General features: G+C 45.9%; 15 protein-coding genes and 1 tRNA gene. 7 read left to right on the top strand and 9 right to left on the bottom strand.

Features of this window, described 5'->3' with window-relative positions; translation table 11 throughout:
* Nucleotides 1–7 precede the first annotated feature (7 nt).
* Genes JaK3_RS08105 through soxA form a run of 5 tightly spaced genes read left to right on the top strand, consistent with a single transcriptional unit; the run spans nt 8 to nt 4,285 of the window.
* Complete coding sequence (locus tag JaK3_RS08105; RefSeq protein WP_068323240.1) at nt 8–2,224, top strand: xanthine dehydrogenase family protein molybdopterin-binding subunit; 2,217 nt, start codon at nt 8–10, stop codon at nt 2,222–2,224.
* A 25-nt stretch (nt 2,225–2,249) separates the two neighbouring features.
* Nucleotides 2,250–2,684 (top strand): sulfur oxidation c-type cytochrome SoxX, encoded by a 435-nt coding sequence (soxX, locus tag JaK3_RS08100; RefSeq protein WP_068323232.1) that lies wholly within the window; start codon nt 2,250–2,252, stop codon nt 2,682–2,684.
* A gap of 19 nt (nt 2,685–2,703) precedes the next feature.
* Nucleotides 2,704–3,180 carry a SoxY-related AACIE arm protein gene (locus tag JaK3_RS08095; protein WP_068323231.1) on the top strand — a complete coding sequence of 159 codons (477 nt, stop codon included), beginning with the start codon at nt 2,704–2,706 and terminating at the stop codon, nt 3,178–3,180.
* On the top strand, nt 3,177–3,506 hold the full coding sequence (locus JaK3_RS08090) for a thiosulfate oxidation carrier complex protein SoxZ (protein ID WP_068323229.1): 330 nt from the start codon (nt 3,177–3,179) through the stop codon (nt 3,504–3,506). Before JaK3_RS08095 ends, JaK3_RS08090 begins: the two co-directional genes overlap by 4 nt.
* Entirely contained in the window at nt 3,503–4,285 is a 783-nt protein-coding gene (gene soxA / locus JaK3_RS08085; RefSeq protein ID WP_240480920.1) for a sulfur oxidation c-type cytochrome SoxA, read from the top strand. The genes JaK3_RS08090 and soxA overlap by 4 nt, the downstream gene beginning before the upstream one ends.
* Nucleotides 4,286–4,300: 15 nt before the next feature.
* Here soxA and purU read toward each other — a convergent pair whose 3' ends face one another.
* The 4 genes from purU to JaK3_RS08065 all read right to left on the bottom strand — a co-directional run bounded on the left by purU (nt 4,301) and on the right by JaK3_RS08065 (nt 8,539).
* Nucleotides 4,301–5,155: a formyltetrahydrofolate deformylase gene (purU, locus tag JaK3_RS08080; protein WP_068323227.1), complete on the bottom strand. Its 855-nt coding sequence runs from the start codon at nt 5,153–5,155 to the stop codon at nt 4,301–4,303.
* Between the two features lie 72 nt (nt 5,156–5,227).
* Nucleotides 5,228–5,611, bottom strand: a complete 384-nt coding sequence (locus JaK3_RS08075; RefSeq protein ID WP_068323222.1) for a hypothetical protein — start codon at nt 5,609–5,611, stop codon at nt 5,228–5,230.
* Nucleotides 5,589–5,993, bottom strand: coding sequence for a surface-adhesin E family protein (locus JaK3_RS08070; protein WP_068323213.1), 405 nt, complete (start codon nt 5,991–5,993; stop codon nt 5,589–5,591). Before JaK3_RS08070 ends, JaK3_RS08075 begins: the two co-directional genes overlap by 23 nt.
* 86 nt (nt 5,994–6,079) lie before the next feature.
* Nucleotides 6,080–8,539 (bottom strand): penicillin acylase family protein, encoded by a 2,460-nt coding sequence (locus JaK3_RS08065; RefSeq protein ID WP_068323210.1) that lies wholly within the window; start codon nt 8,537–8,539, stop codon nt 6,080–6,082.
* Between the two features lie 135 nt (nt 8,540–8,674).
* Here JaK3_RS08065 and JaK3_RS08060 point away from each other — a divergent pair.
* Nucleotides 8,675–8,763 (top strand) — tRNA-Leu (locus JaK3_RS08060).
* A gap of 53 nt (nt 8,764–8,816) precedes the next feature.
* The gene (locus JaK3_RS08055; RefSeq protein ID WP_240480919.1) at nt 8,817–9,251 is read left to right on the top strand and encodes a hypothetical protein; all 435 of its coding nucleotides are present in this window, start codon (nt 8,817–8,819) and stop codon (nt 9,249–9,251) included.
* A 23-nt stretch (nt 9,252–9,274) separates the two neighbouring features.
* Here JaK3_RS08055 and JaK3_RS08050 read toward each other — a convergent pair whose 3' ends face one another.
* The 5 genes from JaK3_RS08050 to JaK3_RS08030 are packed head-to-tail and all read right to left on the bottom strand — an operon-like array spanning nt 9,275 to nt 13,445.
* Complete coding sequence (locus JaK3_RS08050; protein ID WP_068323207.1) at nt 9,275–9,688, bottom strand: ExbD/TolR family protein; 414 nt, start codon at nt 9,686–9,688, stop codon at nt 9,275–9,277.
* A 2-nt stretch (nt 9,689–9,690) separates the two neighbouring features.
* Complete coding sequence (locus JaK3_RS08045; protein ID WP_068323204.1) at nt 9,691–10,383, bottom strand: MotA/TolQ/ExbB proton channel family protein; 693 nt, start codon at nt 10,381–10,383, stop codon at nt 9,691–9,693.
* 5 nt (nt 10,384–10,388) lie between these two features.
* Nucleotides 10,389–11,078 (bottom strand): energy transducer TonB, encoded by a 690-nt coding sequence (locus JaK3_RS08040; RefSeq protein WP_068323201.1) that lies wholly within the window; start codon nt 11,076–11,078, stop codon nt 10,389–10,391.
* The gene (gene murI, locus JaK3_RS08035; protein ID WP_068323198.1) at nt 11,075–11,881 is read right to left on the bottom strand and encodes a glutamate racemase; all 807 of its coding nucleotides are present in this window, start codon (nt 11,879–11,881) and stop codon (nt 11,075–11,077) included. The genes JaK3_RS08040 and murI overlap by 4 nt, the downstream gene beginning before the upstream one ends.
* Before the next feature lie 40 nt (nt 11,882–11,921).
* Complete coding sequence (locus tag JaK3_RS08030) at nt 11,922–13,445, bottom strand: fumarate hydratase (RefSeq protein WP_068323195.1); 1,524 nt, start codon at nt 13,443–13,445, stop codon at nt 11,922–11,924.
* Nucleotides 13,446–13,535 lie beyond the last annotated feature (90 nt).

The following is a 13,535-nucleotide window of genomic DNA, read 5'->3' as shown; positions in this document are numbered from 1 at the left end:
GAAACACATGACTACAAATACAAATACTTCCCGTCGCCACTTTGTTATTGGTTCTAGTGCAATTGCCACTGGATTAGCAATTGGCTTTGATCTCTCCTTTATGTCTACTGCTCATGCTGCTATGGGTACTGGTACTACTGCAATGACTCCATTAGCCACCCCAGAAATTGGTGTGTGGGTTGTGGTGAAGCCAAACGATGATGTTGTCGTGCGTATTGTTCGCTCTGAAATGGGTCAAGGAACCATTACTGGTTTGGCACAGATGGTTGCAGAAGAGTTACAGTGCGACTGGAAAAAAGTTTCTTACGACTACCCATCTCCTGGTGAGAATTTAAAGCGTAACAAAGTTTGGGGAAGTTACTCAACTGGTGGTAGCCGCGGTATTCGTACTTCTGAACAATATGTTCGCAAAGGCGGCGCTGCAGCACGCATGATGTTGATTCAGGCCGCTGCTAATCAATGGAATGTACCTGTATCAGAATGTGTCGCTAAAGACAGCGTGATTACACACACACCATCTGGTAAGAAAACGACTTTCGGTAAAGTATCTGTTGCCGCATCACAGTTGGAAGTGCCAAAAGATGCACCATTAAAAGATCCAAAAGAGTGGAAGCTCATTGGTAAGTCTGTGAACCGTATTGACGGTGTAGCTGACAAGGTTACCGGTAAACAGGTCTATGCAATCGATCTAAAGATGCCAGGCATGTTGGTGGCTAACATTAAGGAATCTCCAGTATTTGGTGGCAAAGTTAAGAGCTATGATGCAACTAAAGCCCAAAGCATGAAGGGCGTTAAGAAAGTTGTTCAAGTTGGCGACACCGCAGTTGCAGTTGTTGCTGATACTTTCTGGCAAGCTAAAACTGCTTTAGACCAAGTCAATATTGTTTGGGATAACGGTTCAAATGGAGAGCTCTCTAGTGCTGGTATCAAGAAGATGTTGGAAGAGGGTCTAACTGCGAATGATGCATTTGCTCACAATACAAATGGTGATGTAAAAGCAGCTATGTCTAGCGCATCCAAGACATTGGAGGCAACTTACTTCTATCCATTCTTGAATCATGCAACCCTAGAGCCACAAACAGCTACCGCCAAATGGACGGCAGATTCATGTGAGGCATGGGTACCAACACAAGATGGTGAAGCATCATTAGCTGCTGTTATCGCTGCTTCTGGTTTGCCAGCCGATAAATGCAATGTGTACAAAGTGAACTTGGGTGGTGGCTTTGGTCGCCGCGGCGCTTTCCAAGATTACACAACGCAAGCGGTGAATATTGCTAAGCAAATGCCAGGCACGCCGATCAAGTTAATATGGACTCGCGAAGAAGATATGACGCAAGGTCGTTACCATCCGGTAATGATGTGCAAGATGTCTGCTGCAATCGATGATAAGAAGAACGTGACAGCGGTAAACATGCGTTTATCTGGCCAATCCATTTTGGCTGCTGTTCGTCCAGCTGTTGTAGCGGCAAACAAAGGTAAAGATCCTTTAGCGTTCCAGGGCGTAGATCCGACTGGTGAGCATGGAATTTGCTACAGCTTCCCTAATCTCAATATTGATTATGCGATGCGAAACACAACTGTACCCCCCGGATTCTGGCGTGGTGTGAACGTGAACCAAAATGCGATTTTTTTCGAAACCTTTATGGATGAGATGGCTGAGGCTACTGGGGTCGATGCAGTTGAGTTCCGTCGCAAGCATATGGAAAAGTATCCTCGTGCGGTAGCGGTATTGAATGCTGTCGCTGATGGCATTGGTTGGAATACTCCTGCTAAACCAGGCGTATTCCGTGGCGTTGCTCAAATGCGCTCATTTGGTAGTTATGTGGCTGCTGCCTGTGAACTTTCAGTGACGAATGGCAATGAAGTGAAGATTCATCGCATTGTTGCTGCTACAGACCCAGGTTATGTAGTGAACCCTGCGCAGGTAGCTCGTCAGGTATCTGGTTCATTTGTGTATGGCTTGTCTGCATTGTTTGAAGAAGAGATCACGATTGAAAAGGGTGCTGTTGTTCAGAAGAACTTCGATACCTTCGGTTCAATTCGCCTCTCGCAAATGCCTAAAGTAGAAACCATCATCATTCAAGGTGGCGGTAAGGACTGGGGTGGTGTAGGTGAGCCAACGATTGCGGTTGCTGCACCAGCAGTTCTCAATGCTATTTATCGTGCAACTGGCAAACGCCTGCGCACGGTCCCTCTCAAAAACAGCGGTATTAAGCTGGTTTAAGAGTTGACTCATTGAAATTGTGCTCATGAGAAAGAGGATTGCGCTAGCAGTATCTTTGCTAGTCATCCTTAATCTCCAGGTTGCACAGGCTCAAGTGATTAAGGGGGGTTCGATTATCGAACCCCTTTCTGTTGAGCCCGGTGATCCGGTGCGTGGTCGAGCAATTGTGGCAAGTCGTCAAACGGGCTTGTGTTTGCTGTGTCATAGCGGCCCCTTTCCGGAGGAGCGCTTTCAAGGTAACTTGGCTCCAGAGCTTAAAGCAAGCGTAGCTCGATTGAGTGCACCTCAACTCAGGGCGCGTATTGTGAATGCAGCACATTTCAATCCGCAAACCATCATGCCGTCTTATTACCAAACCAGCAATCTCAACCGGGTTTCCTCTAAATTTGCTGGGCAAACCATATTGACTGGCCAAGAGATAGAAGACGTCATTGCCTTTTTAGTGACCTTGAATAATTAATGAGCTATACGAAATCAAAATGAAGAAAATCGTTCATCATCGCCGGCGACGCTGGTTAAAGCAGGTACAAGGACTTGGTCTATTAGCCATAGCAACTTGCTTAACACCCCTGAAAGCCTTTGCAAAAAAAGAGGATGCAGATGAGGCGATAAAAAAAATCATTGGAGGAGCACCAATTAAAGATGGCAAGGTGACTTTGACGATCCCTCCATTGGTGGAAAACGGAAATTTAGTTGTTTTAAAGGTTAGCGTGGATAGTCCCATGACGGCTAACGATTATGTCAAGACGATTCATGTAATAGCTGAGGCCAATCCTTCGCCAAATATCTTTACTGTTTACTTGACGCCACGTTCAGGCACTGCAAACGTAACCACTCGTGTGCGTTTGGCTGACAGTCAAAGAGTTTGGGCAATTGCACAGATGAGTAATGGTAGCTTTTGGCGGGGCTCAGCTGAAACTTTGGTGACTCTCTCTGCCTGTACGGAGATGGTATGAGTAAAACCTCCCGCACATCAATCACTATGCCGTCAACGGCAAAGAAAGGTTCCATTATTGAGATTCGTGCGATTGCGCAGCATGATATGGAGTCAGGTTTCCGTTATACCGAAGGCGGTAAGCAGATTCCTCGCGACATTATTCGCACGTTTACATGTACCTATAACAATGTAGAGGTATTCAAGGCAGATTTCTATTCTGGTATTGGCGCCAACCCCTTAATTATCTTCACCACTGTCGCAGTAGAATCTGGAACTCTTGAATTTAAGTGGGTTGGAGATGGTGGTTATGAAGCAGTAAATCAGGCTAGTATTACTGTTTCGTGAACTTAGCTCTTTCTCTATTTCTTAGTGTTGGCTTTTTCACTCTGGGGAGCTCCCTTGTGCAGGGCGTTCCAAAAGAGGTCACAGTAAAGCAGCAATCTAGCTATGAGTTGATGTCTGCTGAAAACAAAGCAATGCAGGACGACCCTTCATTAAATCCTGCAATGTTTTGGCTGGGTGATGGCGAGACTTTATGGCAGCAAAAAATAGGCCCTCAAAATAAGTCCTGCAGCTCTTGTCATGGCGATGCAAAGAAATCGATGCGTGGTGTAGCCACTCAGTTTCCAAAGGTGATCAAAGGTAAATTGCAGACTCTGGAAGGGCAAATAAATCAGTGTCGCGTTGGAGCGCAGGGAGCATCCCCATTGACTTATGAGAGTAAAGATCTTTTGGCGCTAACAGCCTTTGTCGCTTTTCAATCTAAAGGCATGCCCATCTCCATCAGCGAGACTTCAGCAAATGCACCCTTTTTGAAGAAAGGTCGCCAGACATTTAATGAGAGGATGGGGCAACTTAATTTATCTTGTGCGCAATGCCATGAAGATAGGGCGGGTCTGAAGTTGGGTGGAAGTCTGATTCCACAGGGACATCCTAATGCTTACCCTATTTACCGTTTGGAATGGCAAACCTTGGGTTCTGTGCAACGTCGACTTCGTAACTGCATGAGCGGTGTTAGGGCTCAACAGTTTGAATATGGTTCGCCAGAGATGGCGCAGTTAGAGTTATTTCTGATGTGGCGTGCTAGAGGCTTACCTCTGGAGTCTCCAGGGGTAAGGCCTTAAACAGCTCCCACTATATTAGTCGGAGAAGACTACTGAAGTCGCGCCATTAATGAGAACGCGATCATGTAGGTAGTAACGTAGAGCTCTAGAGAGAACCGTACGTTCCAAATCACGACCCTTACGCACTAAATCGTCTGGTGTATCGCCATGCGTAACGCGTGTAACGTCTTGCTCAATGATCGGACCTTCATCTAAATCGCTGGTAACAAAATGAGCGGTAGCGCCGATGAGCTTGATGCCGCGGGCGTGAGCTTGATGGTAAGGTTTGGCACCTTTAAAGCTTGGTAAGAATGAGTGATGCACGTTGATACAGCGCCCAGAAAGCTTGGTTGATAAATCGTCAGACAAGATCTGCATGTAACGCGCCAATATCACCATATCCACTTTAGAGTCAGCGACGATCTCTAGCAGTTTTGCTTCTTGAGCCGGCTTGGTTTCTGGAGTCACTGGCAGGTGATAGAAAGGAATATCAGCAAAGTCGATGCTAGCGTATACGTCACGAGGGTGATTGGAAACAATACCGCAAATAATCATTGGCAATTCGCCGATACGCCAGCGGTAAAGCAAGTCAACCAAGCAATGATCTAGTTTTGAGGCCATGATCAAGACACGCTTGAGATCTTTGACGGCACGCAATTCCCAAGTAAGCTCAAAGCGCTTGGCAATTTCTAAAAAACCAGCTCTCAATGATTCGGCATTCGCAGGGCAGCTAAAGCTCACCCGCATAAAGAATCGTTTGGAGGCCTTGTCATCAAACTGTTGAGCTTCTTCAATGTCGCCACCCAGTTCAAAAATATAAGTAGAAACTGCAGCAACAATTCCGGGCTTATTTGGGCAGGTAAGGGTGAGGTAGTAGTTTTCTGTGGCCATATTAAATCGTCAGTTGATTGCTAATAAGTGCTAATTTTAGTCTGTTATGTCTTTGAGGGGGCAAGTAAAGCGCTATTGCTTAGCGGTGTCTTTACTTGAGTCCGCTGGACCCAATAAAGGTTCGCTTTTATCTGTGACAGTGGGTAAAACGACTTCAATGCAGATAGGTTTGGAGTCGATGACATTAAAGAAACTACATTCCTTTTTGGTTGCCGCGGATGCGGCATGTTCTAAGGGGGATTTTCCTGTCGCCGCGGTAGAGGCTAAGCTAGCTGCAGTACTGGGATTGGCAATCGCAGCAGTACCTGCAGTACTAGCTGCGGCTGTACCGCTACTGCTTAGGACTGCCAGCGGGGCGGCGCAAGCGGTCAATAATCCCAATGCAAAAATGAAGCCAAGCCCAAGGGCAGTTTTCCACCCCCAGTGATGATGTTTATTTGCTGCGACACGCAACATTAAATACTCCAGCTGCCCATGAGCCATTTGGAATGGCTTCAAAAACGCTATCAGGAGTTTTTTGATCTACGATGACTTTGCCCTTGCCGCGATTTCCAGTGAAAACTTTAAATTCAAGTGGGCGGTATTTCCCGGTGCTGCAATCATATTCATTCAAACCAATAATTGAATTTACGTTCTCTTTAGTTTGCGGATCTTGACCAGGTTTTAAAAAGTCCAACATCGACATGATTTGCGCCAAATTACCTTGGGTTTGCAAAGTGGCGGTATCCACAAATACAACTGATTGATCATTTTTACCAATCTCTTGCCAAGCAGCTAAAGCATTTCCACTAACGAGTAACGCAGCAGACATAGTAAGTAGGGTGGCAATGGATTTCATGGGAATTTAGTCCTTATTAATGACTGTTGACATTGATAGAGTATTTTAACTAGCTCTAGTTGATGTGCCAAAAAAAGCTTGGAACACTATTTATTGCTCAATTCTAGCTGGCGACTGATTTTTTCAGATTTCATCTGCAAGGGGAGGTAATCATTTTTAGCCCAAAGAGCATTCATATTGCGGTACAGCTTGCTTTGCACCCATCCCGACTGGCCCGTTTGATAGACAAAGACAGATTTTTCTAGGTCTGAGAAATCGAAGACAGTCCTTAAGCTAGGGGCCTGAAGGGTTTCATATGGATTTTTAGATTGCATTAGCTCTAAGCGTCCGACGTTGACTGAAAAGCTGTCTCCAGGGAATGGGGTTTTGATATTAAAGAAGTCTCCCAACAGAGGAATTTTGCTAAATGGACGATGCTCGGAGATGGCTAAGTGCGCTTTTCCCCAAGCCCAGGACTGAGGATCATTGCCATACTCTTTGCTGAGGTAATCCAGCGCCTTATCAAGAGCAAGATTAGCTGATTCCTGGCAAGACTCCACGCGCTCCGTTTTAGGGTTGTCACACCATGGGCTATTAGGATTTTGTACCTGGTTAAGTAGGGGTGCACGATAGTTTCGTGAGCCATAATTTTCGGTGAACAAATAACTTAAGCGCGAAAAGAGGTTGCGAGTAAGTTGATCTGCCCAGGCATTGAAAATAAGAGCGCCTGCGCTATCCACTTTCATATCACCATCAAAATTTCTGGCAATCTCCATTGCTTTTGCGTTTAAAGGGTGAGATGACTGGCTAGACTTAAAAAGATCTAGAAGTGGCGTGGCGGCAAGAGATAGGGTATCGCCTTGCATTGTTTTCATATCATCAAATGAGTGAATACTTTTTGCTTTGATGAGATCAACAATGCGGTGATAGCGCGTTGGCAATTCCCAGTCACCAGTCAAAGGATTAGGATCATTCGCTGCCATGATCTTTTGATTGGCTGTGGCAATCCACCCTTGCTCGGGATTGTTGCTGGCGGGAAGTTGCTCAAAGGGAACGTAACCATTCCAGTCGTATTGCTTCTCCCAGCCAAGCGCTGGAGCTACTCCATATAAACCATGATGCAGGAGTCGCTTTGGAGCAATGCCAGCGGCTTGATAGGCAATATTGCCTTCCGTATCAGCCATCACCACATTTTGCATGGGGGCGTAATTTTTTCGTAATGCTTGTTTAAATTGATCAAGATCGGCAGAGCGGTTCATTTCCAACAAACCAACCACAGATTGATTTTCAATATCAAGTGCCGTCCATCGAAGTGCTAACGCAAAGCGATCGGTATTAATCACACGTTTAGCTTGGCGGTATGAATCCGAAATCACTGGTCCATGTCGAGTTTCCTTTACTAAAAAAGTAAAAGAGGGCGCTCCTTTGATATCGATAATTTCTTGGTGAACTTTAAAAGGCAGTGGACCATCTGGACCGCGATACATACCGGGATTCTTGGTATCAATTTGTTCGATGTATAGGTCTTGTACATCTGGCCCAGTATTAGTAAAGCTCCATGCGTACTTATCCGTTCTTCCCAAAACAACTCCCGGAATTCCGGGTAGGGTTGCACCAATCACATTGATTCCTGGTGCCTCAAGATGTGCAAAATACCAAATAGCCGGAGCGGATAAGCCAAGATGGGGGTCATTGGCTAATAAAGGCTTTCCAGTAGAGCTTAACTTTCCGCTTAGGGCCCAGTTGTTTGAGCCGATACCATCTTTCCCGCCAAGTCGATACCACTGGCTTAACTCTGTTGCTGGCAAATTTTGAGGTTTAGCTTCTGCTGGGCCGGGAGTTGGATGAAACACTTGCAGATCTCGATATAGCTTGGAAAAATCCATATTGCTGACGGGTTCACCAGGTTCATTTGGTGGGGTAACTTCCCAAACTTGTTTAGTGCTGAGATATTGAGATAGCTCTAGCCTTTGCAATTCTTTATGCCAGTTACCACCAAGGTCGTAAGCCATCATGAGCATCCAGGCAACACTATCAGTTGGAGACCAGTGGCCCGGCTTGGATCCTGTCAAAAAATACTCAATTGGTAGCGCCCATCCCAGCTGCGCATTGCCAGCATTCACACCATCTGCATAAGCTTGTAATAATCTCTTGGCAGAAACAGGGTAGCGATCAAATTGACGTTCTGCTGCGCGCTTGATGCCCAAGGTGCGCACAAAGCGATCAATTTTGACAGTATCGTTTCCTAGAATTTCTGAGAGTCGACCACTGGCAATGCGGCGGTTCATTTCCATTTGCCACGAGCGCTCGCTAGCGTGAAGATAGCCCAAGGCAAAGTAAGCATCAGCCTGACTTTTTGCTTTGATATGAGGAATGTCGACCTCATCAAATGTGATTGCAATCGAGTCACCCAGACTCTTAATTGTGCGCTTGCCGGAAATATTGGATTGAGCCGAATATAAATAGGCCACAGTTACAGCTAATCCAGCCACAAGGCAAAGTCCGATAAGCCAAAAAAAGACCCGTAAAAACGTATTTGGTCTAGATGGTTTAGCCGGTAAATTCATGAAGGTATTTTAATTGCTTTATCAAGTCCGGCCTTGGTCAGCCGCCCAAAAGGAGCTTCAGGGGCTGGCAACAGGCTTGCATGCTAAAATTTCGCTTGTCTTGATTTATTTAGCACGGCTTTATTGTTTGTGCGAGCCCGAGTGGTGAAATCGGTAGACACAGCAGATTTAAAATCTGCCGACTCAAAAAAGTCGTGCCGGTTCGATTCCGGCCTCGGGCACCAAAGACACTCATACCTCACTTATGAATTTACCCAAACTTCTCATTTGCTCCTGCTTGACTATTTCATCTGCTCTTGCATGGGGTGTTGATGTCATGGAGTTTCAGTGCAAGCGTTCTGAGAAAGGTTATACCGAAGAATACGCAATGAAACTCATGCTTGCTTCTGGTTCCCAAAAGGCAAAGGTCTTTTTAGATGATCGCGACTTGGATCAGTCTGATGCTTTCGGATCACAGGTGGTGAAGAGTGTTACTCTTGCACGCCCGAATATTTTGATTTCTATCGAAGCAAAGTTTCAGCCAGAAGAGGTGATGGGAGTTTCCTATCCGGCAGGTAATGTCATTACCAATATCACTCTTGATCCGGTTACCGGCAAGTTCAAGAAGGTGGAAAAAATACAGGGTGGCATCCTAGGTGCCACCATAGGTAACGGTACTCACACTAGCGAGGAGACTTGCTTGCTATCCAAAGCGCCTTACAAGATTAAGTAAGCTCAACTATTGTCAGCCAAAACTTAGTTTGGCTCAGTCACAAATCCCAATTTAGTTAAACCTGCGCGGCGTGATGCAGCAAGAACCTGCGCTACGTATTCATACTTTACCGACTTGTCTGCCCGTAGGTTAATTTCCGGTTGTGGATCCTTCTGAGCGGCTTTTTCAGCATATCCATCAAAAGTCTTCAGATCAATTGCTGTGCTATTCCAGAAGATTTGACCATTAGCGTCAATAGAGAGCTGAACTGATTCTGGCTTCACTTCATTGCGTACGCTATTGGCCTTGGGCAACTCCACCTTCACCGCTTGTTGAATTACGGGAAGTGTGATGATGAAAATAATTAGCAGTACCAACATGACGTCCACCATCGGCGTCATATTGATTTCCGACATGATGCTATCGTCGTTTTGGTCGTCTTGAATATGAAAAGACATGACTATTCCCCGGAGTTAACGCGAGCACCAGTAACAAAGTAGGCCAATAAGTCATTGCCAAAGCGGTTTAAGTCCGCAACAAATAATTTGTTAGCACGATTAATGGCGTTAAAACCCAGAACTGCAGGAATCGCTACGGCCAAACCAAAAGCAGTCATGATGAGTGCTTCACCAATAGGGCCGGCAACCTGATCTATTTGTGCGCTACCAGAGCTGCTGATGGCGATTAATGCATGGTAGATGCCCCAAACAGTTCCGAAGAGACCAATGAAGGGGGCAATCGCGCCAGTAGAGCCTAAGAAGGTCAAGCCTTTTTGTAGTCCAGCAGCAATGGCATCAATACTGTTCTTTACGCTTCTAGCCATCCATTCGGAGTAATTCAGTGTTTGCAGTAATTCACGGTGATTAGAGGATTGGTTTTGGTGGTGGGCTGATGCCTTGGTCGCCAACTTTGCAATTTGATAGTAGGGATTGGATGAATGGTTGCTAAACACTTTTAGACCTTCATCAAAAGAGGTGGCACGCCAGAATTGCTCAAGCTCAGGTTTCAGTTTACGTAGATTGCGCAGATCCCAAAGTCGAGTGAGCAAGATTACCCAAGTCACAATAGAGCAGATGAGTAGAGCGATTGCAACGAATCTCGTAATTGCATCGCCTTCAAGCCAGAGATTTGCTATGCCAAATGGTGTATTCATATTGATTAATTCTTGAGGTTAAATTTAATTAAGAGATTAGTTGAAATTCTTTGGGGTGAGCCATTTACTACAAAAGGTTTAAAGCGATAACGTTTGCCAATTTCTGTTGCGGCACGATCCAACCTGGGGAAGGTGCTTGATTGCAGTAAGGCTACATCTTCTACGCTACCTGTTTCATCAATAATCAATCGAACTACAGCAGTTCCTTGCTCACCAGAGCGTTTCGAAAAGGACGGGTAATAAGCATCTGCATCAGGCTGATAAACCACAACCAGTTTACCAATGTCCGTTTGAATAGGAGTCCCACTAGCACCCCCACTGGTTGCAGGGGCTACCGCTGCATTCTGTGGTTGAGTCTCTGATTTGCTTTGAGATTGGTTTTGTTGCGCTGGAGGCTGTTGCGCCTGCGTAGGACTCGGCTTCTCAGATGGCTTTTCTTGAGGCTTTTCCTTTGCTACTTTCTTCTCTTCTTTGGGCTTTGGTGGAGTGGCGGCGGGCGGCTGTTGAGTCTTGCTAGCCTCTGGGCTAACTAGGTTTGCCATGACCCGTGTGTCGTCCATTGGAGGAGGGCGCTTACTGAGGTGTAAAAACTCTAACGCAGGCAGGGCGTGAAAGAGCAATACAACACCAATGATGATGCGTTCAGTTTTATTAAACGGTAGATGAGCGTCTAATTTTTTTAGCAAATCGCTCATCGAACTTCACCTAAGATCTGCGCCTCTACTGAATGTGATGCAAGATCTGCGGACATTAAGTCTTGCGCCATTGATAAAAGTAGATTTTCGTTTTTACTACTAAGCAAAAGTACTGATCCAAATTCAGGGGTAGCGCCACTGGATTTCAGAACATCTAACTGTCTCTTAAGTTGCCTCACAACAGCATCACTGGTGTCAATCAATGTGATGGATTCACCCAGTAACTTACGGATAGCTTTTCTGAGGAAGGGGTAGTGGGTGCAACCCAGTACGATGGTGTCAGCACCAGCATCCTGAATCGGTTCCAAATGTTTAGCTAACAACTCTAGAGTCTCTTGACCATCGGCTTTGCCAGATTCAATTAAGGGTACTAAACCAGCACCTGCTTGCTTAATGAATTGACAGTCGCTTGGCAAGGTTGCCAATAATGCGTTGAATTTATCGCTTTTAAGGGTTGCCTCTGTTGCCAACACTCCCACAATATGATTCTGCGATTGCATCGCTGCTGGCTTAATACCGGGCTCAACACCAATAATAGGAATAGATAACTCTTCCCGAATTTGTTTAATGGCTTCAGCTGTTGCAGTGTTGCATGCAATCACAATAGCATCGCAACCTTGATTAACTAGATGGCGGCAGAGCACTAGGCTACGTTGCGCTATCCAATCGCTAGATTTTTCACCATAGGGTGCATTAGCGGAGTCGGCAAGATAGATGTAATCATGTTGTGGAAGCTGACGCAGAGCCTCATCCAAGATGGATAAGCCTCCAACGCCAGAATCAAATACTCCGATGAGTGCCAATGAATTGCCGGTGTTTAAAGATAAATTACTAATTCAGTAATTAAGCCACCTTGACTGGAATACCAGCAATCTTGGCTTGCCACTCTTTAGGTCCAGTCTCGTGCATAGAGATGCCCTCTGAGTTCACGGCAACCGTCACCGGCATGTCTTTGACATCAAACTCATAAATCGCTTCCATACCCAAGTCAGCAAAGCCAACCACTTTGGACGTCTGTATCGCTTTAGAAACCAAGTAAGCGGCGCCGCCAACTGCCATAAGGTAAGCCGACTTATGTTTCTTAATCGCCTCAATTGCTACAGGACCACGCTCCGCTTTACCAATCATGGTGATTAAGCCTGTCTTAGCAAGCATCATCTCCGTGAACTTGTCCATGCGAGTAGCGGTAGTAGGGCCTGCTGGACCAACTGCCTCATCGCGCACTGGATCAACCGGTCCGACATAGTAGATTGCGCGATTCTTAAAGCTCACTGGCAACTCTTCACCTTTGGCGAGCATATCTTGAATGCGCTTATGAGCAGCATCGCGTCCAGTCAAAATTTTGCCGTTGAGCAATAAAGTCTCGCCTGGCTTCCAGCTCGCCACTTCTTCGGCGGTAAGGGTGTCCATATTAACGCGCTTAGATTTTTGAATATCTGGAGTCCAAGTCACGTCTGGCCAGTCAGATAGCGAAGGTTTTTCTAATTTAGCAGGGCCATCACCATGTAAATGGAAATGCACGTGACGGGTAGCTGCGCAGTTTGGAATCATTGCCACTGGTAATGAAGCGGCATGAGTTGGGTATTCCATGATCTTGATATCGAGAACGGTAGCTAAGCCACCAAGGCCTTGTGCACCAATACCGAGTTTGTTTACTTTGTCATAAAGTTCTAAGCGCAACTCCTCAGCGCGTGTTTTAGCGCCGCGAGCAATCAGTTCTTGAATATCAATTGGCTCCATCAAAGACTCTTTAGCCATAAGCATGGCCTTTTCTGGTGTGCCTCCAATGCCAATACCCAAAATACCAGGAGGGCACCAGCCAGCGCCCATAGTAGGAACAGTTTTCAGAACCCAATCCACGATTGAGTCAGACGGGTTGAGCATCACCATCTTGGCTTTGTTTTCTGAGCCACCACCTTTAGCGGCGCAAATCACTTCAACATCGTCGCCCGGAACAATTTCGTAATGAATTACAGCAGGTGTATTGTCTCCAGTGTTTTTACGTTTGCCAGCTGGATCAGCCAGAACTGAAGCGCGTAGGGTATTTTCTGGGTTGAGGTAAGCGCGACGAACGCCTTCGTTCACCATCTCAGTAACGCTCATCGTGGCATCTGGCCACTGCACATTCATACCAATTTTAAGGAAAACTACGGCAATACCTGTGTCTTGACACATTGGACGGTGACCTTCGGCGCACATCCGGCTATTGGTCAAAATTTGAGCAATAGCATCTTTAGCCCCATGACCCTGTTCTAGCTCATAAGCCTTACCCAAGGCGGTAATGAAGTCCTTGGGATGGTAGTAGGAGATGAACTGGAAGGCGTCAGCAACGCTCTGAATAAGGTCGTTTTGTTTGATATTTGTCATGGTTTTATGCTTATTTCCACATTATTAGTAAGGTTTGCCCTATTTTAAGGGTTTGCCATAGAGCAAATCCCCAGTGTTTTCACTTATCTT

Origin of the sequence: Polynucleobacter yangtzensis (genome assembly GCF_001595965.1) — a bacterium.
Lineage (GTDB): Bacteria > Pseudomonadota > Gammaproteobacteria > Burkholderiales > Burkholderiaceae > Polynucleobacter > Polynucleobacter yangtzensis.
This window is presented reverse-complemented; position numbering and strand designations above follow the sequence as displayed.